Source organism: Streptomyces sp. NPDC033845 (assembly GCF_055576225.1).
Genome location: NZ_JBVIRI010000005.1, coordinates 43177 through 69201 on the forward strand (window position 1 = coordinate 43177; position 26025 = coordinate 69201).

Consider the following 26025-nt stretch of genomic DNA (forward strand, 5'->3'; position numbering starts at 1 on the left):
ACGGAGTCCGGCGCAGCGCCCCGAAGCCCGGGAACCGGCGCGAGGAGCGCGTGAAGAACGGGGACCCGGCCGGCCACCCGGTCTGCCTCTGCGCCTGCTGACCCGGCACGGGCACGGCGCCCCGAAGCCCGGGAGGCCGACGGACGGAGTCCGGCGCAGCGCCCCGAAGCCCGGGAACCGGCGCGAGGAGCGCGTGAAGAACGGGGACCCGGCCGGCCACCCGGTCTGCCTCTGCGCCTGCTGATTCCGTCAGGAGGAGGCGGCCTTGTGCTGGGCGGCCCGGGCGGTGAACTCCGCCGCGCGGAGCACCCGTTGGGCGTTGCCCCAGGTGAGGAGCGCGACCTCGGTCTCCGGCCAGCCCCGGTCCAGGAGCTCGGCGACCAGCCGGGGATAGCCGGAGGGGTCCGTGAGTCCGGCCGGGCGGCGGGTGCCGCCCTCGGTGCCGAAGGCGGCGCCGAGGCCCATGCAGTGCGGACCGGCGACCGCCCGGACGTGCTCCAGATGGTCGGCGACGGCGTGCAGGGAGTCTCCGGTGCGGTCGGCCGAGAAGGTGACCATGCACAGCCCGTCGGTGGCCCGCAGGGCGGCCAGCACGTCGTCGGTGACATTGCCCGGATGCGGGGTCAGCGCCGCCGCGGCGGCGTGCGAGACGATCACCGGCGCCTTGGAGGCGCCCGCGATCTGGCAGGCCACGTCCGGTTCGCAGCCGGTCAGGTCCAGCAGCACGGCCAGCCGGTTCGCCTCCCGGACCACCTCGTGCCCGAAGGGGCTGAGCCCGTCCCGCACCCAGGGCGCACCCGCCGGGGCCAGGCTGCGTACGCCCAGCTGGTGGTAGGCGCGCAGGGTGCCCAGGGAGTCGTCGACGGTGGCTCCCGGCACCGGGCCGAGGAGGGAGGCGATCCGGCCCCGGTTGCGGGCGTCGGCCAGGTCGTCGGCGGTCAGCGCCAGGCTCAGGCAGTCCGGGTAGCGGCGGATCAGCTTGTGGGCGACGTCGATCTGTTCCAGGGTGTCCGAGGTCCCGCCGCCGGGGGTGAGCAGGGACCAGAACTGGGCGGCCACGCCCCCGCCGCGGAGCCGGGGGATGTCCGTGTCCACACCCGCGTCCCGGGTCTCGATGTCGTGGTACGGGCTGGTGCGCAGCGTCCAGAGCAGGGTGTTGTGGCCGTCCGCCACGGGATGGACGGCCAGCAGCGCGGCGGCCCGTTCCAGGGCGCCCTGGCTGAGGGCGCCCGGAGGGTCCTCGGCGCCCACGGCGGGTCCGGCCGGCGGGCCGGGGACGGGGCCGCCGAAGCGGCCCGTGTGGGGTTCGTCCTGGAGGTCGGCCATAGGGGGTTCGCTCCGGTCTCGGCGGCGGCGGGGACGGCAGGTTGTTGCCACCGTGACACGTGGGCCCTGCGGGTTCGCGGCGGGTGTGGCGTTCGGGTGGTCCCCGACGCGACACCCGCCGGGCCCGGCCCTGACCCGCCGCGGCACGGCCCGGCCCGGCCCCCTACGGCACCAGCACCGCGTTCGACGGTCCGCGGGACGCCGACAGGTCCCGGGCCACCGCCTCCGCGTCGCGCAGCGCGCGGACCGCGTTGGACCAGGTGAGCTTGGCCAGGTCGGCCCTGGACCAGCCGCGGTGCAGCAGCTCCGCGATCAGGTTGGGGTAGCCCGCCACGTCGTCCAGCCCGTCCGGGACGAAGGCGGTGCCGTCGAAGTCCCCGCCGATGCCGATGTGGTCGACCCCGGCCGCCTCGCGCATGTGGTCGAGGTGGTCGGCCACGGTCGCGGCGGTCGCGACCGGGCGGGGCCGCGCGGCCTCGAAGGCCCGGTGCAGGGCCATCGCCTCCGGGGTGGTGTCCAGGTGGTGGAAGCCGTGCGCGCGCAGGTTCTCGTCCGCCGCCAGGGTCCACTCCACCGCCGCCGGCAGGATGAACTTGGGCACGAAGGTGGCCATGGCCACCCCGCCGTTGGCGGGCAGCCGCTCCAGCATCTCGTCCGGGATGTTCCTCGGGTGGTCGCAGACCGCCCGGGCCGAGGAGTGCGAGAAGACCACCGGGGCCACCGAGGTGTCCAGGGCGTCCCGCATGGTGCTCGGGGCCACGTGCGAGAGGTCCACCAGCATGCCGGTCCGGTTCATCTCCCGGACCACCTCCCGGCCGAACTCCGTCAGTCCCCCGTGCCGGGGCTCGTCGGTGGCCGAGTCCGCCCAGTCGATGGTGTCGTTGTGGGTGAGCGTCATGTAGCGGACGCCCAGCCGGTGCAGGGCCCGCAGGGTGGCGAGCGAGTTGTTGATGGAGTGGCCGCCCTCGGCGCCCATCAGGGAGGCGATCCGGCCGGAGGCGCGGGCCGCCTCCATGTCGTCCGCCGTCAGGGCGGCCACCAGGTCGGCCGGGTAGCGGTCGATCAGCTGGCCGACCGCGTCGATCTGCTCCAGGGTGGCGCTGACCGCCTCGTCCCCGGCGAAGTCGGACCGGACGTAGACGGACCAGAACTGGGCACCGACCCCGCCGGACCGCAGCCGGGGCAGGTCGGTGTGCAGATGGGCCGACTGGTCCCCGGCGATGTCCCGCCGGGCCAGGTCGTAGCGGACCTGCTCGCGCAGCGCCCAGGGCAGGTCGTTGTGTCCGTCCACCACGGGGTGGGCGGCCAGCAGCTCGCGCGCCTCCGCCAGGCGCTGCGCGGCGCTCACTTGCCGAACCCGAAGGAGTCGGCGCCCGCGACCTTGGTCCGCAGCCGCTTGCCCTTCTCGGTGGCCTGGTCGTTGAGCTCCTGCTGGAACTCGGTCATCCGGGCCATCAGCTCGGGGTCGTGGGCGGCCAGCATCCGGACGGCCAGCAGGCCGGCGTTGCGGGCGCCGGCCACCGAGACGGTGGCGACCGGGACCCCGGCGGGCATCTGCACGATCGACAGCAGCGAGTCCATGCCGTCGAGGTACTTCAGCGGGACCGGGACGCCGATGACCGGCAGCGGGGTGACCGAGGCGAGCATGCCGGGCAGGTGGGCGGCGCCGCCCGCGCCGGCGATGACGGCCTTCAGGCCGCGGCCCGCGGCCCGCTCCCCGTACGCGATCATCTCGCGGGGCATCCGGTGCGCGGAGACCACGTCGACCTCGTAGGGGATCTCGAACTCGTCGAGGGCCTGGGCGGCGGCCTCCATGACGGGCCAGTCCGAGTCGGAGCCCATGACGATGCCGACGACCGGCCCGGTCTGGCTGTTCTGGCTGCTCATTCGGTGATCGTCCCTCGCAGGTAGCCGGCAGCGTGACGTGCGCGCTCCAGCACATCGTCCAGGTCGTCGCCGTAGGTGTTGACGTGGCCGACCTTGCGGCCCTGTTTCACGTCCTTGCCGTACATGTGGATCTTCAGCTGCGGGTCGTGGGCCATGCAGTGCAGGTACGCCGCGTACATGTCGGGGTAGTCCCCGCCGAGCACGTTGGCCATGACCGTCCAGGTCGCGCGCGGGCGCGGGTCGCCCAGCGGGAGGTCCAGGACCGCCCGGACGTGGTTGGCGAACTGGGAGGTGATGGCGCCGTCCTGGGTCCAGTGCCCGCTGTTGTGCGGGCGCATGGCCAGTTCGTTGACGAGGATCCGGCCGTCCGGGGTCTCGAAGAGCTCCACGGCAAGGTGGCCGGTCACCCCGAGTTCCTTGGCGATCCGCAGGGCGAGGGCCTGGGCCTCGCCCGCGAGCTCCTCGGAGAGCCCGGGGGCGGGGGCGATCACCGTGTCGCAGACCCCGTCCACCTGGATGGACTCCACCACCGGGTAGGCCACGGCCTGGCCGTGCGGGGAGCGGACGATGTTCGCGGCGAGCTCGCGGACGTAGTCCACCTTCTCCTCCGCGAGGACCGGCACGCCGGCCTGGAAGGGGGCGGACGCCTCCTCGGGGGTGCGGACGAACCACACGCCCTTGCCGTCGTAGCCGCCGCGCACGGTCTTGAGGATGACGGGGAACCCGTCGCCCTCCGCCGCGAAGGCGGCCACGTCCGCCGGATCGGAGACGATCCGGTGGCGGGGGCTGGGCGCGCCGATCTCGTCGAGGCGGGCGCGCATCACCCCCTTGTCCTGGGCGTGCACCAACGCGTCGGGCCCCGGGCGGACGGGGATGCCGTCCGCCTCCAGGGCCCGCAGGTGCTCCGTCGGGACATGCTCGTGGTCGAAGGTGATCACGTCGCAGCCGCGCGCGAAGGCGCGCAGGGTGTCCAGGTCGCGATAGTCGCCGACGACGACCTCGCTCACCACCTGGGCCGCCGAGTCCTGCGGACTGTCACTGAGGATCTTGAATCTGATGCCGAGGGGGATACCCGCCTCGTGGGTCATGCGGGCGAGCTGTCCGCCGCCGACCATGCCGACTACCGGGAACGTCACTCCTCCAGGGTATCCGCCGGTATTCCGCCATCCGGACGGGGGCCTGGCCGGAATGTCCCGGCTGACTCCCTCGTCACATCTGTTCCGGAGAGCGCAGACGGGGCAACGGGCCGACACTTAACATGGCCGGGTTGGACCGGACCGTCGACCACCGAGTTCTACCGACAGGGGCGAAGGATCAGATGAGCGTGACGAAGAGGGCACTCGTCCAGCGGGTGCGCGGTCTCGCTCGTGAGGTCCTGAAGTTCGGCGCCGTCGGCGGGGTGGGCGTGCTGGTCAACCTCGGGGTGTTCAACCTGATCCGGCACACCACCGACCTCGCGGTGGTGCGGGCCAGTGCGATAGCCATCGTGGTCGCCATCGCCTGCAACTACCTGGGCTTCCGCTACTTCACCTACCGGGACCGCGACCGGGGGCGGGGCCGCCGGGAGCTGACCCTGTTCGTGGCGTTCAGCACGATCGGGATGGTGATCGAGAGCGGGGTGCTGTACGCGGCCACCTACGGGTTCGGCTGGGACAGCCCGCTGCAGAGCAACATCTTCAAGTTCGTCGGCATCGGGGTCGCCACCGTCTTCCGGTTCTGGTCCTACCGGACCTGGGTGTTCCGGGCGCTGCCGGTGCCGGTGCCCAGCCAGGTCGTCGGACAGCGCGTGACCACCGCCGCGCCCGCCACCGCACCCTCCTCCGCGCCGGTCAGCGGATCGTCTGTTCCCGTTCCGGCCGCTCCGGGGCGGTCCGGCTGAGGAACAGGGCGAAGACCGGCGGCTGGGCCTGGAGCAGCTCCAGCCGTCCGCCGTCCGCCTCCGCCAGGTCCCGGGCCACGGCCAGGCCGATGCCGGTGGAGTTCCGTCCGCTGATCGCCCGTTCGAAGATCCGGTTGCCCAGGTCGGCCGGCACCCCGGGCCCCTCGTCGGTGACCTCGATGACCGCCTGGTTCCCGGTGACCCGGGTGCGCAGCGCCACCGTGCCGCCCCCGTGCATCAGCGAGTTCTCCACCAGGGCCGCCAGGACCTGGGCCACCGCGCCGGGGGTGCCCACCGCGCGCAGACCGTGCTTCCCGGAGCGCACCATGGCCCGTCCGGCGCTGCGGTAGGCGGGCCGCCACTCCTCCAGCTGCTGTTTGACCACCTCGTCCAGGTCGAAGACCACGGCGGAGCCGGTCCGGGGGTCCCTGGAGTTGGTCAGCAGCCGTTCCACCACGTCGGTGAGCCGCTCCACCTGGGTGAGGGCGATGGTCGCCTCCTCCCGGACGGTGTCCAGGTCCTCGGTGACGGTGATCTCCTCCAGCCGCATGGACAGGGCGGTCAGCGGGGTCCGCAGCTGGTGCGAGGCGTCCGCGGCGAGCCGCCGCTCGGCGGTGAGCATCCGGCCGATCCGCTCGTTGCTGGCGTCCAGGACGTCGGCGACCCGGTCCAGCTCGGGGACCCCGTACCGGCGGTGCCGCGGCCGGGGGTCCCCGGAGCCGAGGCGTTCGGCGGTCTCGGCGAGATCGGTGAGCGGGGACGCGAGCCGGTTGGCCTGGCGTACGGCGAGGAGCACGGCGGCCACCACGGCGAGCAGCGCGACCGCGCCGACCACCAGCAGGGTCCGGCCGACCTCGCGGGTGACCGTGGAGCGGGGCTCCTCGACGGTGACGGTCTCGCCCCGGTCCCCCACCGCGCTGCCCCGGATGGCCCCGCCGTCGACCGGCCGGCCCAGTTCGGTGTCGGGCCGGCCCGGGATCTCGATACGGGCCCAGCGGTCCGGGCCGAGCCGGTCGGCGAGTGCCTCCGCGTCGACCTGCTTGTGCTCCAGCACGTCGGACTCGACGCTTCCGAGCAGGCTGAGGGCCTCGGTCTCGACGCTCTCCTGGGCGCTGTTGGTGATGGTGCGGGTCTCCACGATGACGAGGGAGACCCCGAACACGGCGATCACGACGAGCACCACGGCGAGCGTGGAGTTGATCAGGCGGCGGCGCACGGCGGTGGCTAGCTCTTCTCGAAACGGAAGCCGACCCCGCGGACGGTGGCGATGTAGCGGGGGTTGGCGGCGTCGTCGCCCAGCTTCTTGCGGAGCCAGGAGATGTGCATGTCGAGGGTCTTGGTGGAGGACCACCAGGTGGTGTCCCAGACCTCGCGCATCAGCTGATCGCGGGTGACCACCCGGCCGGCGTCGCGGACCAGGACCCGCAGCAGGTCGAACTCCTTGGCGGTGAGCTGCAGCTCCTCCTCGCCCATCCAGGCGCGGTGCGACTCGACGTCGATCCGCACCCCGTGGGTGGCGGGGGGCTGGGCGGGTTCGGCGGCGCCGCGCCGGAGCAGGGCCCGGACCCGGGCCAGCAGCTCGGCGAGCCGGAACGGCTTGGTGACGTAGTCGTCGGCGCCCGCGTCCAGGCCGACGACGGTGTCGACCTCGTCGGCGCGGGCGGTGAGCACCAGGATCGGGAAGCCGTGGCCCTCGGCGCGCAGTCGCCGGGCCACCTCCAGGCCGTCCATGCCGGGCAGCCCCAGGTCGAGTACGACCAGATCGACGCCGCCCTGCAGTCCCGCGTCCAGCGCGGTGGGTCCGTCCTCCCGGACCTCGACCTCGTACCCCTCCCGGCGCAGGGCGCGGGCCAGGGGTTCCGAGATGGATGCGTCGTCCTCGGCGAGCAGTACACGCGTCATGGGGGTGATGGTAATGCGACACAGGTCCCGCCCGGGCCGGGCCGAGGCACCCCCGTCGATCTGGTCTTATTGACTACTAACGGCCTTCGAATATGGGGAATCGGTTCCCATAAAACCTGTGATCCATATCTCAAGTCCTTCCTTATGCCGCCCTGTCGTGTCGTATGGTGGCGAGACACCTGATGCACTACCTCAGGGACCTTTGTGTCTTAAAACGGCCTAAGGTCTCTATTTCTATCTCAGGTGGGCTGACAGTCTCGACAGACTGACCTGCCCCTCCTTGATGACAGTGATGAAACCTGTGGGCCGGGCCCTGTGCGCGAAGATGCGTGACAGGCCACCCCCTCCCCGGGCGCCACCCGCTCACGAAGCACGGCGTCCCGAGCAAGCAAGGATCGACCATGGCTTCCAGCCTGACGAAGGACTCGGCCGGTACCGGCGAGAAGACCTTCCTCGGCCACCCCAGCGGCCTCGCCTTCCTCTTCATGACCGAGATGTGGGAGCGGTACAGCTTCTACGGAATGCGCGCGCTGCTCGTGCTCTACCTGGCCACCAACGTGGCCGACGGTGGTCTCGGGATGAAGGACGCGACCGCGGTCGCGATCTACTCCGTGTACAACGCGATGGTCTACCTGCTCGCCCTCCCGGGCGGCTGGCTGGGCGACCGCGTGTGGGGTGCCCGCAAGGCCGTGGCCGTGGCCGGTGTCGTCATCATGACGGGCCACTTCCTCCTCGCCGTGCCCTCGTCGGTCACGTTCTTCATCGGTCTGGCGCTGATCGCGGCCGGTTCCGGCGTGCTGAAGGCCAACATCTCCACGATGGTCGGCCAGCTGTACCGGGACAAGAACGACCCGCGGCGCGACGGCGGCTTCACGATCTTCTACATGGGCATCAATCTCGGTGCCTTCTTCGCCCCGCTGACCGTCGGCTGGGTCGGCCAGGAGGTCAACTGGCACCTGGGCTTCGCGATGGCCGGTGTCGGCATGGCGATCGGCCTGCTGTTCTACTTCTTCGGCTTCCGCCACCTGAACCCGGTCTCCAACACGGTCCCGGACCCGCTCACCGCCGAGCAGAAGTCCGCGGTCGTCAAGAAGGGCCTGATCTGGCTGGGCGTCGCCGTCGCCGCCTACGCGGTGATCGGTCTGGCCGGCATCTTCACCATCAACTACGCCCTGTGGCCGCTGACCGTCCTCGGTCTGGTCCTCCCCGCCTGGGCGCTGCTGCGGATCAAGCGCGACCGCGACCTGACCCAGGTGGAGCAGTCCCGGATGTCGGCGTACGTGTGGTTCTTCGCCGCCGCCGCGATCTTCTGGGCGATCTACGACCAGACCGGTTCGACCCTGGCCCTGTTCGCCAAGGACAACACCGAGAGCACCCTGTTCGGGTTCAACTTCCCGGAGAGCTGGTTCCAGTCGCTGAACCCGCTGTTCGTGATGGCGCTGGCGCCGCTGTTCGCCTGGCTGTGGGTCTTCTGGGCCCGCCGCCAGAAGGAGCCGAGCACCCTGGCGAAGTTCTCCTTCGCGCTCGTCATGATCGGCCTGTCCTTCGGCGTCATGATGATGGCCCAGGGTGCGGCCGGCGACGGCAAGGTCAGCCCGATGTGGCTGGTCTCGGTGTACTTCATCCAGACCGTCGGCGAGCTGTGCCTCTCCCCGGTCGGCCTGTCGCTGACCACCAAGCTGGCCCCGCAGAAGTACGGCTCCCAGATGATGGGCGTCTTCTTCCTCGCGGTGACCGCCGGTGACTCCACCATCGCGCTGCTCCAGCTGTGCGGTGTGCCCACCGACACCCAGGGCTGGTTCGCCAGCCAGGGCGCGCTGGCCGCGCTGGCCGGTATCGCGATCTACATGTACCGCAAGAAGGTCCAGCCGCTGATGGGCGGCGTGCACTGACGCACGGCACCTGACGCGGGGAAGGGCCCGGCACACCTGAGGGTGTGCCGGGCCCTTCCGTGTGCCGGGCCCTTCCGTGTCGGGCGGACCCGTCAGCGGGTGCCGCGGAGGCGGCGCCATGGGGTGAAGGTGAACACCGCGCCGCCGAGCAGGATGACGGTGCCGGCGACCAGGGCGAGGGCCTTGATGCCGCCCTCGTCCTCGGCGCCGGTGTCGGCGAGTCCGCCGTTGCCGCCGTTGCCGCCCGAGCCGGAGCCCGAACCGGAGCCCGAACCGGACCCGGAGCCGGACCCGGACCCGGAGCCGGAACCGGAGCCCGAGCCGGAGCCGCCCTGCTGGGCGGTGGTGTCGAGTTCCAGGGAGACCGCGGTGGTGGACGCCTTGCAGGGGACGTTGAGCGGCTCGCCGCCCGCCACCATGGTCACGGCGATGGACATGTCGGCCGGGCTGAGCGTGGTCCTGCCCGTCTTGCCCGGGGTGTAGGTGCCGGTCATCTCGCTCAGGCTGACCCCGCCGCCGGCCGGGATCTCCGCCGAGTTGGCCGGTCCGGTGACCTTGACGGTGCCGCTGTCGGCCCCGCCCAGCTTGATGTCCATCGAGGGCTTGAGGGCGCCCGGGGGCAGTTTGACCGGGGCCTTCATGGCGTCCTTGGCGGTCTTCACCGTCAGGGCGTAGCTGCCGCCGTTCTTCTTGGCGTTCACCGTGACCGGGGTGGTGATGCCGCCGGGGACGAAGTCCCCGCAGTCGAACTTCACGTTGACGGCCTTGCCCGGGAAGTCGGTCTTGCCGCCGTTCTGGCCGCCGTCGGTGTTGCCACTGGTGGTGTTGCCGTTGCTGGTGCCGCTGCTCGTGCCGCTGCTGGTGCCGCCGGATCCGGTGCCCGAGACCTCGATGGTGCCGGCCGAGGCCACCGCTCCGGTCGGGGCGCACTTGGTGACGAAGGTGCCGAAGGACAGGGTCACGGACACGTCGTACTTGCCGGGCGTCAGCGTGATCTTGCCGGCCTTGGTGAGCTTGACCTTGCCCTTCATGTCCGACATCACCATGGGTGCTTCCTTGGCGATCTCCGGGTTCTTCTTCTCGCCCACCAGCTTGGCCTCGCCGAGGCCCGAGCCCAGGGTGATCCATCCGGTCGGCTGCACCGAGTCCTTGGGGATCACCGTCAGCTTGGAGTTGTTGGAAGCCGGTTTGACGGTCTTCCAGACCACGTCGACCGTGTCGCCGACCTTGGCGTTGGCGGGGGCGGTGATCCGGGCGGTGGTCGTGCCCTCCACCGGTCCGCCGCCGCCGGCCGGCGGTACGCACCGGACCTTGAACGAGATCTCGGCGGCCTGGGCGGGCGAGGCCGCCACGACCATGCCCGCACCGCCGAGCAGCAGCGCGAATACGGCCGCGCCCATCCTCCGTTGGCTCTTCACGGATGTCCCTTCGTCGTCGAACGGTTTGCTTCCGGTGCGGATGTCTGTGGTGTTGGTGGTGCCGGTGGTGCTTCCGGCGCGTCCTCCGGGGTGAACCACGGCAGGGGTGCCGTGGCGGTCCCGGACGGCGGCGGCGGTTGGGGGGCGCGGAGCGCGGGGACGCGCGGCAGCCGGGCGGTGACCGCGGCGGCCGCCTCGGGCAGCCGGCCGGCGGGCCCGCGGTGCCGGCCGCCGGCCGGGGCCTCGGTGCGCGGCCGGGCCCGGTCCACCACCGCCATGCCGATGCGGAACAGCGCGGCCGGGACCACCAGGAACAGCAGGCCCCAGAAGAGCAGCACCCCGTACGGCCGGTCCACGCCCCAGGGCTGGGCGGCCAGCACCTTGTCCCCGTACTTGAGGGAGACGGTGTAGTCGCCGTGGGCGCCGGCGGTGAGCTCCGCGGTCAGTTCCACCTCGGCCTTGCCGCCGGGCCGGATGGTGCCCTTCCACTGCTGTTCCTCCCACAGCGGGGCGAACACCCCGTGCGCGGTGCCGATCTGGAACACCGGGTCCTTGACCGGGGCGGAGCCCAGATTGCCGACGGTCACGGTGAACTTCCGGCTGGGCGGGGCACCGAACCAGGTGAGGATCCCGTCGTCGCCGGTGAGCCTGACCCCGGTGAGCACGGCCAGCCGGGCCTGTCCGGACTCCTTGGGGAGCTCGGCGACCGGATGGTCGGTGATCCTGAAGGGCAGCGCGACGGTGGACCGGTCCCCGTTGACGGAGGTCACGTTGACCACGCAGGGGCAGGGCTTGGGCGGGGCGACCACGGAGAGCGCCTTGCGGAAGCCGCCGTCGGCGCCGACCGAGGCGGCCTGTCCGGAGTCGTTGGCGCAGCTGTTGGTGCCGCCGATCATGTTCTGTCCGCAGAGCAGCAGCATGACCACGCTGCCGGCCGGCCAGCCCCGCCCGGTGACGGTGACCTCGGTCCCCTTGGCGGCTTCCTTCAGGGAGAGTTCGGCGGCCGCCCCGCCGTCGGCGGCGGGCACCGCCCCGGCGGGCCCGGCCGCGAGGAGGACGCCCCCGAGCACCGCGGCGACGGCGGCCAGGGCGGCCGTGGCGAGGACCCTGCCGAGCGGCGGACGGCCGGGCGGGGTGCCCCGTCGGGGGCTGGGCTTGCCGGTCACTTCGAGGCTCCCGTCAGCTCGGGTTCCCGTGCGGGGGTTTCGGCCGCCTCGGGTCCGGCGGCGGGCCGGGGGCGGCGGGTGCGCAGCAGCAGGTGGGCGGTCCAGCCGGTGGCGGCCAGGACCAGCAGGCCGGCCCCGGTCCAGCCGGCCACCGGCCAGGGCACGAAGCGGGCCGTGGCCCGGCCGGTGGCCCGGGCGCCGCCGGGGGCGGTGACGGTGAGGGTGACCTCGGTCGCGTCCAGCACCGGGGCGCCCGGCCAGGGTTCGGTCAGCTCCACCCGCTGGCCCGGCAGCAGTTCCACCGGCAGCCGGCGCACCGGGCGGCCCGGCAGTTCGCCGAACAGTCCTTCCGCGCGCAGGGCCAGCTCGGGGGCGAGGGCCACGTTGCCGCGGTTGACCAGGGTGTAGTGGACCCGGGCCGCGCGTCCGCGGCCGGTCACCGAGACCTTCTCCACGGTGAGGGCGGCCAGGGCGGGGCCGCTGACCCGCAGGTGCACCCGTACTCCGGTGTCCCGGCCGTCCTCGGTGGCGACCAGGGCGGCCGGGTGGTCCCCGGGGACCGCGTCGGGGGGCAGGGTCACGGTGAAGGGGACCACCGCCCGCTGGCGCGGCGGGATCCGGACGGTGCCGTGGGCGCCGAAGCTGATCCAGCCGCCGGCCCGGCCGGGTGCCGTGGCGGGGCGCACCGCGAGGGCGCCGTCGGCGGTGTTGAAGGCGTCGGCCCCGCGCAGGGTGAGGGTGCGCGCCCGGTCGGTGGGGTTGGCCAGGGCCAGCCGGTCCTCCAGCACGGTGCCGGGGACTCCTTCCAGGTAGAAGAACGGGCGGGCGGCGGCGCCGGCGGTGGCGGGTTCGGCCGTCCAGCCGGGTTCCGCGGCCCGGGCGGGGGCGGGCGCGGACAGCTGGAGCGCGAGGAGCAGGGCGGCCAGGGCCCCGGTCAGCGGGGCGGCGGCCGGCCGGGTGCGGTGGCGCACGGGGAGGCCCGGGGGTCTCTCAGACCCCGGCCCGGGGCGTTCCGGCCGGCCGGGTTCCGGCGCGCCGCCGGGTCAGCCAGAGGACCCCGCAGACTCCGGTGAGCAGGACGGTGCCGCCGAGGGTGCCGAGGGCGAGGGCGGAGTCGGCGGGGCCGGTCTGCGGGAGGGTCCCGGCGGTCGGGGGTCCGGCGGGGGCGGCGGCGGGTTCCTTGGCGCCGGCCGCGGTCACGGTGAGTTCCAGGGAGGGGCCGGGGGCGTTGCCGGGGGTGCAGGTGGTGACGGTCCCCATGGCCTTGATGGTGAGCACCCCGGCGGTGAAGGCGACCTTTCCGGACTTCTTGGGGGTGTAGGTCCCGGAGAGGTCGGTGATCTTGATGGGGGTGTTGGCGGGGGCGGCCACCGGGTTGGGCGGGCCGGAGACCGGGACGCTGGCCTGCTCGGCGCCGGTGACCTTGATGAGGGCGCTGGGGCTCATCGCCCCCTTGCCCAGTTCGATGGGGCTGGAGGAGACGCCCTTCTGGAAGGACATGGTCAGCTTCACGGAGCCGTCCGCGTCGGGGGCCCCGACCGCCTTGATGTCGATGGGCGAGACCGCCGACTTGTCGCCGATGGGCGTCTTGCAGTCGTACTTGACGTCGATGACCTCGGCGTGGGCGGCGGGGGCGGCGAGCAGCACGGCCGGGGCGGCCAGTGCGCAGGCGAGCGCGAGCGCGAGCGCGGTGGAGCGTTTCCGGTTGGACACCTTCGTCTTCCCCTCGGACCACAAGTTACTGACGGCACATCAGATTGGTGGCTCAAGGTACGCCCGGGACCCTACGGAGGGAAGACAAAGGACAGCCCCGGATCGTCGGTGCGCCGGCGGGCCCGCGACGGGGCCCGCCGGACGGCCCGTCAGCCGGCCCGTCAACCGGCGACAGCGTCCGTCAGCCGGCGACGGAGTGGACCAGCTCCCCGCGCTGCCACACCCGCGAGACCAGCGGGACCCCCGGCCGGTAGGCCAGGTGGACATGGCTCGGGGCGTCCAGCAGCACCAGGTCCGCGCGGGCGCCCGGGATCAGCGCGCCGAGGTCGGGGCGGCGCAGGGCGCGCGCGCCGCCCGCGGTGGCCGACCACAGCGCCTGGTCCGGGGTCATGCCCATGTCGCGGACCGCCAGCGCGATGCAGAAGGGCATGGAGCTGGTGTAGGAGGAGCCGGGGTTGCAGTCCGTGGACAGGGCGACGGTGGCCCCGGCGTCCAGCAGCCGTCGGGCGTCCGGCCACTGCGCCCGGGTGGAGAACTCGGCTCCGGGCAGCAGGGTGGCCACGGTGGTGGCCGAGGCCTGGCCGAGGGCGTCCACGTCGGCGTCGGTGAGATGGGTGCAGTGGTCGGCGGAGGCCGCCCCGAGCTCGACGGCGAGCTGGACCCCGGGGCCGTGGGACAGCTGGTTGGCGTGGATCCGCGGGATCAGTCCGGCGGCGGCGCCGGCGGTGAGGATCGCCCGGGCCTGGTCCCCGTCGAAGGCGCCCTTCTCGCAGAACACGTCCACCCAGCGGGCGTACGGGGCGCAGGCGGCCAGCATCTCGCCGGTGACCAGCTCCACGTAGGCCGCCGGGTCCCCCGCATGGTCCGGGGAGACGATGTGCGCGCCGAGGTAGGTGACCTCCTCGGTGTGCGCGGCGGCGATCCGCAGGGCGCGGGCCTCGTCGACCACGGTCAGTCCGTAGCCGGACTTGGTCTCGAAGGTGGTGGTGCCCTGGCGCCGGGCCTCGTGGAGGTGGCGCAGCAGATTGGCCTCCAGCTCGGCGTCGGTGGCGGCGCGGGTGGCGGCGACGGTGGTGCGGATGCCGCCGGCGGAGTAGGCGCGGCCCGACATCCGGGCGTTGAACTCCTGGGTGCGGTCGCCGGCGAACACCAGGTGGGAGTGGGAGTCGACGAAGCCGGGGACGGCGGCCCGGCCGCCCGCGTCGAACGCGGTGTCGGCGGCCGGGGCGTCGGCGGTGGACCCCACCCACGCGACCTTGTCGCCGTCGAGGACGACGGCGGCGTCCTCGATCAGGCCCAGGGGCGAACCGTCACCGGCGGACGGGTCGTTGGTGACGAGACTGCCGATGTGGGTGATGGCAGTGGTGGTCATGGGGATCCTCTCGGGGGACCGGCCCCGCGGTCAGCGGCGGACGGCGGCGATGGATTCGGCCAGGGCCGACGGGACGTCCTCGACCAGGGTGTGGCGGCCGTCGCGGACGATGTGGCGGCCGGCGACCACGGTGTGGCGGACGTCCGCGGCGGTGGCGGCGAACACGGCCGTCTCGGCGGCGAGCCGCGGCACCGGGCCGGCGGTGCGGACGGAGTCCAGCGCGACCGTGGTGAAGTCGGCGGGTGCGCCCGCCTCCAGGCGTCCCGCCTCCGGCCGGCCGAGGGCCGCGTGGCCGTCGGCGGTGGCGGCGGTCAGCAGGGCGTTCGCCGTCCAGTGGCCCCGGGTGCGGCTGCGCAGACGCTCGTTCAGCTCCATCGCCCGGGCCTCTTCGAGGAGGTCGATGACGGCGTGGCTGTCGCTGCCCAGGGAGAGCGGGCTGCCCGCGCGCTGGAGCCGGGTGGCGGGGCCGATGCCGTCCGCGAGGTCGCGTTCGGTGGTGGGGCACATGCAGGTGCCGGTGCCGGTGCCGCCGAGGAGGGCGATGTCGGCGTCGGTGAGGTGGGTGTTGTGGACGCCGGTGGTGCGCGGGCCGAGCACCCCGTGGTCGGCGAGCAGCTGGGTGGGGGTGCGTCCGTGGGCGGCCCGGCAGGCGTCGTTCTCGGCGGTCTGCTCGGAGAGGTGGACGTGCAGGGGTGCCCGGCGCTCCTCGGCCCAGCCGGCCACGGTGGCCAGTTCGGCGGCGGGTACCGCGCGGACCGAGTGGACGGCCGCGCCGATCAGGGCGTGCTCGCGGGGCTTGAGCGCGCCCGCCCGCTCGGCCCAGGCCTCGGCGGTGCCGTCGGAGAAGCGCAGCTGGTGGCTGTCGGGGGCCGCGCCGAAGCCGGCGGACAGGTACGCGGTGTCCAGCAGGGTGATCCGGATGCCGGCCGCGGCGGCGGCCTCGATCAGGGCCTCGCCCATGGCGTTCGGGTCGGCGTAGGGGGTGCCGCCGGGCGCGTGGTGGAGGTAGTGGAACTCGCCGACGGCGGTGATGCCGGCCAGGGCCATCTCCGCGTACGTCGCCCGGGCGAGCGCGAAGTAGCTGTCGGGGGTGAGGTTCTGGGCGACCTTGTACATCTGGTCGCGCCAGGTCCAGAAGGTGCCCGAGCCGACCTGGACGATGCCGCGCAGGGCCCGGTGGAAGGCGTGGCTGTGCGCGTTGGCCAGCCCGGGGACCGTCAGGCCGCGCAGCACCTCGGCGCCGGGCGGCGGGGCCGGCACCCCGGTGCGCAGGGCGCCGATCCGCCCGTCCGCGGTCACCTCCAAGGCGACGCCCGGCTCGACGTGGGTGCCGAGCCAGGCGTGCTCCAGCCAGTACGTCGTCAACGACATGCCAGGCCTTCCAGTACGTCGGCGAGGGCGAGGACGCCCGCCGCGCAGTCGTCCTCGGCGGCGAACTCCCGCGGGGAGTGGGAGACGCCGGTCGGGTTCCGTACGAACAGCATGGCGGTCGGGACGGCCGCCGAGAGGATCCCGGCGTCGTGTCCCGCCCCGGTGCCGAGCACGGGGACCGAACCGCCCAGGATCCGGTTGATCTCGTCGCGCAGGGCGTGCTCGAACTCGACGACCGGGGTGAAGGACTCCCGGACGATCGCGAGGTCGATGCCGTCCTGGTCGGCGCGTTCGCGGGCGGCCTTCTCCACGGCCGTGACCACGGTGTCCAGGGTGGCCTGGTCGGCGGCGCGGGAGTCGAGCCAGCCGCGCACCAGCGAGGGGATGGCGTTGACCCCGTTGGGCTCGACGGAGACCTTCCCGAAGGTGGCGACGGCCCCGGCGAGGGCCGCCTCCGTGCGGGCGGCCAGCACGGTGGACGCGTAGGTGAGCATCGGGTCCCGGCGGTCCACCAGCCGGGTGGTGCCGGCGTGGTTGGCCTCGCCGCGGAAGTCGAACCGCCAGCGGCCGTGCGGCCAGATCGCGGAGGCGATGCCGACCCGGTCCCCGGACAGGTCCAGGGCCCGGCCCTGTTCCACGTGCAGTTCGACGAAGGCGCCGATCCGGGCGAGCCGCTCGGGGTCGGCCCCGATGGCCTCGGGGTCGTGTCCGGCGGCCTCCATGGCCCGGGGCAGCGAGACGCCGTCGGCGTCGCGCAGCTCGTAGGCCTTCTCCCTGGTCAGCTGTCCGGCGGCGAGCCGGGAGCCGACGCAGGCGAGCCCGAAGCGGGCCCCCTCCTCGTCACCGAAGTTGGTGATGGCCAGCGGCCTGGAGAACTTCGCGCCCCGGCCGCGGAGCTCGTCCAGGGCCGCGAAGGAGGACACCACCCCGAGGGGGCCGTCGAAGGCCCCGCCGTCGGGGACGGAGTCCAGGTGCGAGCCGGTGACCACGGCGTCCCCGGCGAGGGGGTCGCCGAGCCAGGCCCACTGGTTGCCGTTGCGGTCCGTCTCGTACGTCAGCCCGCGCGCCTCGGCCTGCTCCCGGAACCAGGTCCGGCAGTCGGTGTCGGCACCGGTCCAGGCGTAGCGGCGGTAGCCGCCGGTACCGGCGTCGCGGCCGATCGGCGCGAGCTCCGCCCACATCCGGTGGAAGGTCACGCGTCGTCGCCCTCGCGCATCGGGACGCGGACGCCGCGCTCGTCGGAGACGGTCTCGGCGATGTCGTAGCCGGCGTCGACATGGCGGATGACGCCCATGCCCGGGTCGTTGGTGAGGACCCGGCGGATCTTCTCGCCGGCCAGCGGGGTGCCGTCGGCGACGGTGACCTGGCCGGCGTGGATGGAGCGGCCCATGCCGACTCCGCCGCCGTGGTGGATGGAGACCCAGGAGGCACCGGAGGCCACGTTGACCATGGCGTTGAGCAGCGGCCAGTCGGCGATCGCGTCGGAGCCGTCCAGCATGGCCTCGGTCTCCCGGTAGGGGGAGGCCACCGAGCCGCAGTCGAGGTGGTCGCGGCCGATGGCGAGCGGGGCGGCGAGGGTGCCGTCGGCGACCATCTCGTTGAAGCGCTCGCCGGCCTTGTCGCGTTCGCCGTAGCCGAGCCAGCAGATGCGGGCGGGCAGGCCCTGGAAGTGGACCCGCTCGCCGGCCATCTTGATCCAGCGGTGCAGGGACTCGTTCTCCGGGAAGAGCTCCAGCATCGCCTTGTCGGTCTTGTGGATGTCCGAGGCCTCGCCGGACAGGGCGGCCCAGCGGAAGGGGCCCTTGCCCTCGCAGAACAGCGGGCGGATGTAGGCGGGGACGAAGCCGGGGAAGGCGAAGGCGCGGTCGTAGCCGGCCAGCTGGGCCTCGCCGCGGATGGAGTTGCCGTAGTCGAAGACCTCGGCGCCGGCGTCCATGAACCCGACCATGGCCTCCACGTGCCGGGCCATGGACTCGCGGGCGCGGGTGGTGAACCCGGCCGGGTCCTTGGCCGCGTACTCGGCCATGTCCTCGAAGGCCACGCCGACGGGGAGGTAGGCGAGCGGGTCGTGGGCCGAGGTCTGGTCGGTGACGATGTCGACCGGGGCGCCCTCGGCGAGCATCTGCGGGAGCAGTTCGGCGGCGTTGCCGAGCAGCCCGATGGAGAGCGGGCGGCGGGCGTCGCGGGCCTCGACGGCCAGCTGGAGGGCGTGCCGGAGGTCGTTGGCCCGGACGTCCAGGTAGCGGTGCTCGATGCGGCGGTCGATGGCGCGCGGGTCCACGTCGACGCAGATCGCGACGCCGTCGTTCATGGTCACGGCCAGCGGCTGGGCTCCGCCCATGCCGCCGAGGCCGGCGGTGAGGGTGATGGTGCCGGCGAGGGTGCCGCCGAACTTCTTGGCGGCGACGGCGGCGAAGGTCTCGTAGGTGCCCTGGAGGATGCCCTGGGTGCCGATGTAGATCCAGGAACCGGCGGTCATCTGGCCGTACATGGTGAGGCCGAGGTGCTCCAGGCGGCGGAACTCCTCCCAGTTGGCCCAGTCGCCGACCAGGTTGGAGTTGGCGAGCAGCACCCGGGGGGCCCATTCGTGGGTCTGCATCACGCCGACCGGGCGGCCGGACTGGACCAGCATGGTCTCGTCCTGCTTGAGGGTGCGCAGGGTGCGGACCATGGCGTCGTAGGAGCGCCAGTCCCGGGCGGCCTTGCCGGTGCCGCCGTAGACCACCAGCTTGTCGGGGTGCTCGGCGACCTCGGGGTCGAGGTTGTTCTGGAGCATCCGCAGGGCGGCTTCCTGCTGCCATCCCAGGGTGCTGAGCTCGGTGCCTCGCGCGGCCCGGACGGGGCGGGGTCCTGACATGGCTGTGCCTCCTGGAGATGTTGGTCAATCCATTCACATCCTCGCGCCATGAATAGATTCAGTCAACAGCTGCGGGCGGTCCCACCGGGTGGTTGGCTGGCACCCATGGCCGATCCGACGCAGCCCGCTCCCCCGCCGCCCGGTCCCGCCGCCCGCCGCGACCTGGTCGTACGGGCCGCCGTCGCCCGGGGCCTCCTCGACGGCCCGGCCGGCCCGCTGGCCTGCCTGCTGGACACCGACGGCATCCGGGCCTCCGCCGCCGGACTCACCGCCGCCTTCGCGGCCGCCCTGCCGCCCGGCACCCCCGTCCTGCACGCCTTCGCCGTGAAGGCCACCCCGCTGGTCCCGGTGCTGCGGCTGCTCGCCTCGGCCGGCATCGGCTGCGAGGTGGCCAGCCCCGGCGAACTGGCACTGGCCCGGGCGGCCGGGGTGCCCCCGGAGCGGACCGTGCTGGACTCCCCCGCCAAGACCGCCGGCGAACTCCGCGAGGCCCTCGCCCTCGGCATCGCCGTGAACGCCGACAACCCGCAGGAACTCGACCGGCTGGACTCCCTGGTCACCCCGCCCCGGGCGGCCGGCCCCGTCTCCCCGGTCGGGATCCGGGTCAACCCGCAGACCGGGGCCGGGGCCATCGACGCCCTCTCCACGGCCACCCCGACCGCCAAGTTCGGGGTGCCGCTGCGGGACCCCGGCGCCCGGGAATGGCTGGTCGCGGCCTTCCTCGCCCGCCCCTGGCTGACCCGGCTGCACGCCCACTCCGGCTCCCAGGGCGTCCCCCTCGCGCAGATCGCCGCCGGAGTCCGGGAGCTGCACGCGCTGGCCGAGGAGATCAACGCCGCGGCCGGCCGCCGCCAGGTGGACACCCTGGACATCGGCGGCGGGCTGCCCGTCGACTTCGGTTCGGACGCGCACCGCCCGACGTACGCCGAGTACGTGGCGGCACTGCGCGCCGCCGCGCCCGCCCTGTTCGACGGCTCGTACGGCCTGGTGACCGAGTTCGGGCGGTCCCTGACCGCCAAGCACGGCCTGGTCCTGGCCCGGGTCGAGTACGCCAAGACCAGCGGGGGCCGGCCGATCGCCGTCACCCACGCCGGGGTCCAGCTGGCCACCCGCACCGTCTACGCCCCCCAGGCCTGGCCGCTGCGGATCCTGGCCTACGACGCCAAGGGCTTCCCGGGCACCGGCGAGCCGGTGGTCCAGGACATCGCCGGCCCGGCCTGCTTCTCGGGGGACCTGCTGGCCTCGGCCCGGCCGCTGCCGAGGCTGGCCGCGGGGGACCTGATCGCGGTCCCGGACACCGGCGCGTACGCCTTCACCGCCCACTACGGCTACAACAGCCTGCCCCGCCCGGCCGTCCACGGCTTCTCGCTCTCCCCGGCCGGCGAGGTCCGCTTCGCCCTGGCCCGCCCGGCCCAGCGGCCGGCCGAGCTGGTCGCCGAGGCGGGCGGCGACCACCCGGACGCGCTGCTCTAGAGGTCGGCTGGAGGGCTACTCCACGAACAGGCCGCGGGCCGCCGCCCTGGTGTCGAAGGCCTCCAGCCGGGCCTGGGCATCCGGCAGGGCGTCCGCCATCGCCTCCAGCAGCACCCGGCCCAGCAGCATCGGCGCACAGGCCGTGTCGAAGGCCAGGCCGGTGCCGACCGGGGCCGGGATCAGCAGGTCGGAGTGGCGGGCCACCGGGGCGAACGCGGAGTCGGCGACGGTGACCACGGTCAGCCCGGCCGTCCGGGCGTACTCCAGGGCGTCGAGGACCTCGCGCGGGTGCCGGGGCAGCGCGAAGCAGAGCAGTGCGGAGGCACCGGCCGAGGCGGCCGCGTCGATCCGGTCGGCGAGCATGCTGCCGGCCTCGTCGAGCAGCCGGACGTCCGGATGGACCTTGCCCGCGAAGTAGGCGAACCCGCGCGCCTGGGAGGAGGCCGCCCGCAGCCCCAGGACCGGCAGCGGCACCGATCCGGCGAGCAGCCGGCCCGCCCGCTCCACCGGTCCGGGGTCGGCGAGCATCGCGGACAGGTGCCGCAGGTTGTCGATCTCGGCCTGGACGGCCTGCTGGTAGGCGTTGTGCTCGGCGCCCTCCGCGGCTCCGGGCCGGGCCGGTGGCGCGACCTCGCGCAGGTACTTGCGGAGCGCCGGATAGCCGTCGAAGCCGAGCGCGACCGCGAACCGGGTGACCGAGGGCTGGCTGACCCCGGCCAGCTCGGCGAGCTCCACGCTGGACAGGAAGGGCACGTCGGCGGCCCCGCGCACCATGCAGTGCGCGATCCGGCGCTGGGTCGGCGTCAGCCGGTGCCCCTCGAACAGCTTCTGCAGCCGCGCCGCCGGGCTGTCACTCATCCCGTCCCACCCTCCACCACGCCCATTCACTCAGGCAGCACTCTGCATGCAGCTATGCAGGACGGCAAGCGGCGGCCGGTCCGCGAGACGGGGGCTGGCACCAGTGCGGGACGGCCCCGGCCTTCCTACGGTGGGCGCATGGATACCCATGCCCAGGAGCTGAAGAAGGAATTCGACGCCGCCCTCGACGCCCGGCGGGAGCTGGGGGCGGAGTACGAGCGGGAGCTCGTCGACTCGTTCGTCGAGAAGGTGGACACCCAGCTGCGGCGGCGGCTGGCCGAGCAGCGGCTCGCGGCCGAGCGCGGCGGCGGCCGGGACGGGGGGATCGGCGTGGAGGGGTTCGGCGAACGCTTCGGGTTCGCGGCGCTGACGCTGGTGCTGGCGATCCCGCTGTCGGCGATCGGCGCCTCCCAGGCCGGGCTGACCGGCCTGCTGGTCTCCTGGGGCGGCATCCTGGGCGTGAACTTCGCCCACGCCGCCAAGTTCAGCCTCGGGCGGCGTCCGGCGGGCGACTGACGACCGGGGCACCGGAACACGGCGGGGACCGCCGCACCCCCGGGCAGGGCCCGGGGGGCGGGACGACGGCGGTCCCCGCCGAGGACACGGGCCGGGTCAGGGCCGGTGGCCGCGTCCGTGGCGCCGGCACGCTCCGGGAGCCGCTCCGGGGTGCGCTGACGCCGTTCGGTGGTGCCGGCGGGCCCTGGTGAGCCGCTGGGGTTCCGCCGACGAGAACCACTGTGCCGGAGCCGTGTTAAGCGGGTGCTGCCGTGACGTGTCGGCCTCGTACCGTTTGCGCGTCCGGCGGGTCCACCGCGTGTCACACGGCGGTCACTTGGCGTCGCGGGCCAGGAACGCCAGCAGGTCCTGGCGGCTGACGACACCGGTGGGCTTGCCCTCGACCAGCACGATGGCGGCGTCCGCGCCGCCCAGCACCTTCATCAGGTCCGCGACCGGCTCACCGGAGCCGACCTGCGGCAGCGGGGCGCTCATGTGCTTCTCCAGCGGGTCGGTCAGGGCGGCCCGCTGGGTGAACAGGGCGTCGAGCAGCTCGCGCTCCACGACGGAGCCGATGACCTCGGCTGCCATCACGTCGGGGTGGCCGGCGCCGGGCTTGACGATGGGCATCTGGGAGACGCCGTACTCGCGGAGCACCTCGATGGCCTGGCCGACGGTCTCCTCGGGGTGCATGTGCACCAGCGAGGGCAGGGTGCCCTGCTGCTTGTCGGCGAGGACCTGGCCGATGCGGGCGGAGGGGCCGGCCTCCTCCAGGAAGCCGTGGCCGGCCATCCACTCGTCGCTGAAGATCTTGCTGAGGTAGCCGCGGCCGCTGTCGGGCAGCAGCACGACGACCACGTCCTCGGGGCCGAGGCCCTCGGCGGCGCGCAGCGCGGCGACCACGGCCATGCCGCAGGAGCCGCCGACGAGGAGGCCCTCCTCCTTGGCGAGCCGGCGGGTCATCTGGAAGGAGTCCTTGTCGGACACGGCGATGATCTCGTCGGTGACGTTGCGGTCGTAGGCGGTGGGCCAGAAGTCCTCGCCGACGCCCTCGACCAGGTAGGGGCGACCGGAGCCGCCCGAGTAGACGGAGCCCTCGGGGTCGGCGCCGATGACCTTGACCTTGCCGCCGGACACCTCCTTGAGGTAGCCGCCGGTGCCGGAGATGGTGCCGCCGGTGCCGACGCCCGCGACGAAGTGGGTGATCTTCCCGTCCGTCTGCTCCCACAGCTCGGGGCCGGTGGTCTCGTAGTGCGAACGGGGGTTGTTCGGGTTGCTGTACTGGTCGGGCTTCCAGGCGCCGGGGGTCTCGCGCACCAGCCGGTCGGAGACGTTGTAGTACGAGTCCGGGTGCTCGGGGTCCACCGCGGTCGGGCAGACCACGACCTCGGCGCCGTAGGCGCGCAGCACGTTGATCTTGTCGAGGGACACCTTGTCGGGGCAGACGAAGATGCACTTGTAGCCCTTTTGCTGGGCCACGATGGCGAGTCCGACACCGGTGTTGCCGCTCGTGGGCTCCACGATGGTGCCACCGGGTTTGAGCGCACCGCTCTGCTCGGCGGCCTCGATCATGCGTACGGCGATCCGGTCCTTCACGGACCCGCCCGGATTGAAGTACTCGACCTTGGCCAGGACGGTGGCCTGGAGGCCTTCGGTCACACGGTTGAGCTTCACCAGCGGGGTGTTGCCGACGAGGCTGATCATCGAGTCGTGGAATTGCACCATGTTCTCCAAGGACGGGACTCCACGGGTTCTCCGGGAGGTGCCGCCAGAGTATGCGGAAAGGGATTGGCCGAGCGTCGTTAACGGGCAGGTACGGGACAGACGGTCCGGGACCCGGTCCGGCGGCGACGAGGAGGTGGCTCGAAGGGTGTCCAGAGCGAGGACGGCCCGCCGCATCGCGGCGGGCGCGGCGTACGGCGGCGGCGGGCTCGGCCTGCTCGGCGCGGCGGCGGTCGGGGTGTTCCTGGCGGAGGTCCAGCTGGCGAAGCGCACGGTCGGGACCGGCCTGGGCGATCCGCCGCGGGCGGACGGGCTGTACGGGACGGAGTTCGGCGGGCCGGAGCTGAGCCCGGGACCGCTGCGGCTGGCGATGCTGGGGGACTCCACCGCGGCCGGGCTGGGCGTGCGGCGGGCCCGGCAGACCCCGGCGGCGCTGCTGGCCTCGGGGCTGGCGGCGGTGGCCGAGCGGCCGGTGGAGCTGCGGAACGTGGCGCTGTCGGGGGCGATGTCGGACGATCTGGACCGTCAGGTCTCGGCGCTGCTGGGCGGGGACGGGCCGCCCCCGGACGTCTCGGTGATCATGATCGGGGCCAATGACGTGACCCGTCGGATGCCGCCCACCCAGTCGGTGCGGATGCTGACCTCGGCGGTGCGGCGGCTGCGGCTGGCGGGTTCCGAGGTGGTCGTCGGGACCTGTCCGGACCTGGGCACCATCGAGCCGGTCTACCAGCCGCTGCGCTGGCTGGCCCGGCGGGTGTCCCGGCAGCTGGCGGCGGCGCAGACCATCGGGGTGGTGGGGCAGGGCGGCCGGACGGTGTCGATGGGCGACCTGCTGGGCCCGGAGTTCGCGGCCAATCCCCGGGAGATGTTCGGCCCGGACGCCTACCACCCCTCGGCGGAGGGGTACGCGACGGCGGCGATGGCGGTGCTGCCGACGCTGTGCGCGGCGCTCGGGGTGTGGCCGGACCCGGACCGGCTGGAGGTGTCCCGGGACGAGGACATGCTGCCCGTGGCGGAGGCCGCGTCGGCGGCGGCGGGGCAGGCGGGCACCGAGGTGACGCCGACGGCCTCGACGGCCGCGCGGGCGCCCTGGGCACTGCTCAAGCACCGGCGCCGGCGGCGGCTGCCGGAGACGGAGGCCGAGCCGGCCGCGGGGTCCCCGGTGTTCTGAGGCCCGGGCCCGGCGGTCCGGGCGGCCTTCCCGGCGCCGGGGCGGCCGGAAAAAGGGGCCCTCGTCACACCGCCGAGGCGGTGACCCCGACCGTACGGGGCGGTAACTTCGCATGCGGTCCGCACAGCCGCGCAATCGATCCCTGGAGTCCCGATGCCCGAAGCAGTCATCGTTTCCACCGCCCGCTCGCCCATCGGGCGCGCCTTCAAGGGGTCCCTCAAGGACGTCCGGCCGGACGACCTGACGGCCACGGTCATCCAGGCCGCCCTGGCCAAGGTCCCCGGGCTGGACCCGCGCGAGATCGACGACCTGATGCTGGGCTGCGGTCTGCCGGGCGGCGAGCAGGGCCACAACCTCGGCCGGATCGTGGCCGTGCAGATGGGCATGGACCACCTGCCGGGCCTGACGGTGACCCGCTACTGCTCCTCCTCCCTGCAGACCTCCCGGATGGCCCTGCACGCCATCAAGGCGGGCGAGGGGGACGTGTTCATCTCGGCGGGCGTCGAGATGGTCTCCCGGTCCGTGAAGGGCTCCTCGGACGGCCTGCCGGACACCCACAACCCGCTGTTCGCCGACGCGGAGGCCCGGACCGCCGCCGTGGCGCAGAGCGAGGGCGCGGACTGGCACGACCCGCGCGAGGACGGGCTGGTCCCGGACGCGTACATCGCGATGGGGCAGACCGCCGAGAACCTGGCCCGGCTGAAGGGCGTGACCCGCCGGGACATGGACGAGTTCGGCGTCCGCTCGCAGAACCTGGCCGAGGCCGCGATCAAGAACGGTTTCTGGGAGCGCGAGATCACCCCGGTGACCACCCCGGACGGCACGGTGGTCGCCACCGACGACGGTCCGCGCGCCGGGGTCACCCTGGAGGGCGTGCAGGGGCTGAAGCCGGTGTTCCGCCCGGACGGGCTGGTCACGGCGGGCAACTGCTGTCCGCTGAACGACGGTGCGGCGGCGCTGGTCATCATGAGCGACACCAAGGCCCGGGAGCTGGGGCTGACCCCGCTGGCGCGGATCGTCTCCACCGGGGTCACCGGCCTCTCCCCCGAGATCATGGGCCTGGGCCCGGTCGAGGCCTCCCGGCAGGCGCTGAAGCGGGCCGGGCTGACGGTGGACGACATCGACCTGTTCGAGATCAACGAGGCCTTCGCGGCCCAGGTGATCCCGTCCTACCGGGACCTGGGGATCCCGCTCGACAAGCTGAACGTCAACGGCGGGGCCATCGCCGTCGGTCACCCCTTCGGGATGACCGGTGCCCGGATCACCGGAACGCTGATCAACGGCCTGCAGTTCCACGACAAGCAGTTCGGTCTGGAGACCATGTGCGTGGGCGGCGGCCAGGGCATGGCCATGGTCATCGAGCGTCTGAGCTGAGCCGGAGCGCCGGGTAGGGGCGCCCGAGCCCAGGTCCCCGTAGGGGGAGCGGGGCGTTTGTGGCCTCCTGCCGACACCGGATCCAACCCCGTCGCCGCCTAGCTGTGACCGAATCTCCCCCAGGATGTGACCTACGTCCTGGGGGAGAG

General features: G+C 73.4%; 22 protein-coding genes. 6 read left to right on the top strand and 16 right to left on the bottom strand.

What is annotated here, in order from left to right:
- Positions 1-249 precede the first annotated feature (249 nt).
- The 4 genes from ACZ50K_RS12520 to ACZ50K_RS12535 all read right to left on the bottom strand — a co-directional run bounded on the left by ACZ50K_RS12520 (position 250) and on the right by ACZ50K_RS12535 (position 4328).
- A complete protein-coding gene (locus ACZ50K_RS12520) occupies positions 250-1326 on the bottom strand; it encodes a dipeptidase (protein ID WP_468901292.1) in 1077 nt (358 codons plus the stop codon).
- 163 nt (positions 1327-1489) lie between these two features.
- Positions 1490-2674 carry a dipeptidase gene (locus tag ACZ50K_RS12525; protein WP_468901295.1) on the bottom strand — a complete coding sequence of 395 codons (1185 nt, stop codon included), beginning with the start codon at positions 2672-2674 and terminating at the stop codon, positions 1490-1492.
- Positions 2671-3213, bottom strand: a complete 543-nt coding sequence (gene purE / locus ACZ50K_RS12530; RefSeq protein ID WP_468901298.1) for a 5-(carboxyamino)imidazole ribonucleotide mutase — start codon at positions 3211-3213, stop codon at positions 2671-2673. The genes ACZ50K_RS12525 and purE overlap by 4 nt, the downstream gene beginning before the upstream one ends.
- Entirely contained in the window at positions 3210-4328 is a 1119-nt protein-coding gene (locus ACZ50K_RS12535) for a 5-(carboxyamino)imidazole ribonucleotide synthase (RefSeq protein WP_468902378.1), read from the bottom strand. The genes purE and ACZ50K_RS12535 overlap by 4 nt, the downstream gene beginning before the upstream one ends.
- Positions 4329-4531: 203 nt before the next feature.
- On the opposite strand from ACZ50K_RS12535, the gene ACZ50K_RS12540 reads away from it, so the two are divergent.
- The gene (locus ACZ50K_RS12540) at positions 4532-5092 is read left to right on the top strand and encodes a GtrA family protein (RefSeq protein WP_468901301.1); all 561 of its coding nucleotides are present in this window, start codon (positions 4532-4534) and stop codon (positions 5090-5092) included.
- Here the strand turns inward: ACZ50K_RS12540 and ACZ50K_RS12545 are convergent.
- A complete protein-coding gene (locus tag ACZ50K_RS12545) occupies positions 5043-6308 on the bottom strand; it encodes an ATP-binding protein (RefSeq protein ID WP_468901304.1) in 1266 nt (421 codons plus the stop codon). The two genes, ACZ50K_RS12540 and ACZ50K_RS12545, sit on opposite strands and share 50 nt — an antisense overlap.
- An 8-nt stretch (positions 6309-6316) precedes the next feature.
- Positions 6317-6994, bottom strand: coding sequence for a response regulator transcription factor (locus ACZ50K_RS12550; protein WP_283450654.1), 678 nt, complete (start codon positions 6992-6994; stop codon positions 6317-6319).
- 401 nt (positions 6995-7395) lie between these two features.
- Between ACZ50K_RS12550 and ACZ50K_RS12555 the strand changes: the two genes are divergently transcribed.
- Positions 7396-8886: a peptide MFS transporter gene (locus ACZ50K_RS12555; RefSeq protein WP_468901308.1), complete on the top strand. Its 1491-nt coding sequence runs from the start codon at positions 7396-7398 to the stop codon at positions 8884-8886.
- Positions 8887-8978: 92 nt separating this feature from the next.
- On the opposite strand, the gene ACZ50K_RS12560 is transcribed toward ACZ50K_RS12555, so the two are convergent.
- The 8 genes from ACZ50K_RS12560 to hutU form a co-directional block, all read right to left on the bottom strand.
- Complete coding sequence (locus tag ACZ50K_RS12560) at positions 8979-10286, bottom strand: hypothetical protein (RefSeq protein ID WP_468901311.1); 1308 nt, start codon at positions 10284-10286, stop codon at positions 8979-8981.
- 14 nt (positions 10287-10300) lie between these two features.
- A complete protein-coding gene (locus ACZ50K_RS12565) occupies positions 10301-11470 on the bottom strand; it encodes a hypothetical protein (RefSeq protein ID WP_468901314.1) in 1170 nt (389 codons plus the stop codon).
- Positions 11467-12441 carry a COG1470 family protein gene (locus ACZ50K_RS12570; RefSeq protein WP_468901317.1) on the bottom strand — a complete coding sequence of 325 codons (975 nt, stop codon included), beginning with the start codon at positions 12439-12441 and terminating at the stop codon, positions 11467-11469. The genes ACZ50K_RS12565 and ACZ50K_RS12570 overlap by 4 nt, the downstream gene beginning before the upstream one ends.
- A 19-nt stretch (positions 12442-12460) precedes the next feature.
- A complete protein-coding gene (locus tag ACZ50K_RS12575; protein ID WP_468901319.1) occupies positions 12461-13183 on the bottom strand; it encodes an LPXTG cell wall anchor domain-containing protein in 723 nt (240 codons plus the stop codon).
- A 181-nt stretch (positions 13184-13364) separates the two neighbouring features.
- Positions 13365-14555, bottom strand: coding sequence for an imidazolonepropionase (gene hutI, locus ACZ50K_RS12580; RefSeq protein WP_468901322.1), 1191 nt, complete (start codon positions 14553-14555; stop codon positions 13365-13367).
- A gap of 30 nt (positions 14556-14585) precedes the next feature.
- Positions 14586-15926 (bottom strand): formimidoylglutamate deiminase, encoded by a 1341-nt coding sequence (locus tag ACZ50K_RS12585; RefSeq protein WP_468901325.1) that lies wholly within the window; start codon positions 15924-15926, stop codon positions 14586-14588.
- On the bottom strand, positions 15917-17107 hold the full coding sequence (locus tag ACZ50K_RS12590; protein ID WP_468902380.1) for an allantoate amidohydrolase: 1191 nt from the start codon (positions 17105-17107) through the stop codon (positions 15917-15919). The genes ACZ50K_RS12585 and ACZ50K_RS12590 overlap by 10 nt, the downstream gene beginning before the upstream one ends.
- An 11-nt stretch (positions 17108-17118) precedes the next feature.
- Positions 17119-18783, bottom strand: coding sequence for a urocanate hydratase (gene hutU, locus ACZ50K_RS12595; protein WP_468901328.1), 1665 nt, complete (start codon positions 18781-18783; stop codon positions 17119-17121).
- A gap of 105 nt (positions 18784-18888) precedes the next feature.
- Here hutU and ACZ50K_RS12600 point away from each other — a divergent pair, with 105 nt between their 5' ends.
- On the top strand, positions 18889-20256 hold the full coding sequence (locus ACZ50K_RS12600) for a type III PLP-dependent enzyme domain-containing protein (RefSeq protein WP_468901331.1): 1368 nt from the start codon (positions 18889-18891) through the stop codon (positions 20254-20256).
- 15 nt (positions 20257-20271) lie between these two features.
- On the opposite strand, the gene ACZ50K_RS12605 is transcribed toward ACZ50K_RS12600, so the two are convergent.
- The gene (locus tag ACZ50K_RS12605; protein ID WP_468901334.1) at positions 20272-21114 is read right to left on the bottom strand and encodes a MurR/RpiR family transcriptional regulator; all 843 of its coding nucleotides are present in this window, start codon (positions 21112-21114) and stop codon (positions 20272-20274) included.
- Between the two features lie 138 nt (positions 21115-21252).
- Here ACZ50K_RS12605 and ACZ50K_RS12610 point away from each other — a divergent pair, with 138 nt between their 5' ends.
- The gene (locus tag ACZ50K_RS12610; RefSeq protein WP_468901337.1) at positions 21253-21630 is read left to right on the top strand and encodes a hypothetical protein; all 378 of its coding nucleotides are present in this window, start codon (positions 21253-21255) and stop codon (positions 21628-21630) included.
- Positions 21631-21942: 312 nt separating this feature from the next.
- On the opposite strand, the gene ACZ50K_RS12615 is transcribed toward ACZ50K_RS12610, so the two are convergent.
- Complete coding sequence (locus tag ACZ50K_RS12615; protein WP_468902383.1) at positions 21943-23331, bottom strand: cystathionine beta-synthase; 1389 nt, start codon at positions 23329-23331, stop codon at positions 21943-21945.
- A gap of 148 nt (positions 23332-23479) precedes the next feature.
- Here ACZ50K_RS12615 and ACZ50K_RS12620 point away from each other — a divergent pair, with 148 nt between their 5' ends.
- Entirely contained in the window at positions 23480-24502 is a 1023-nt protein-coding gene (locus ACZ50K_RS12620) for an SGNH/GDSL hydrolase family protein (protein WP_468901340.1), read from the top strand.
- Positions 24503-24655: 153 nt separating this feature from the next.
- Entirely contained in the window at positions 24656-25876 is a 1221-nt protein-coding gene (locus tag ACZ50K_RS12625) for an acetyl-CoA C-acetyltransferase (protein WP_468901343.1), read from the top strand.
- Positions 25877-26025: the final 149 nt, after the last annotated feature.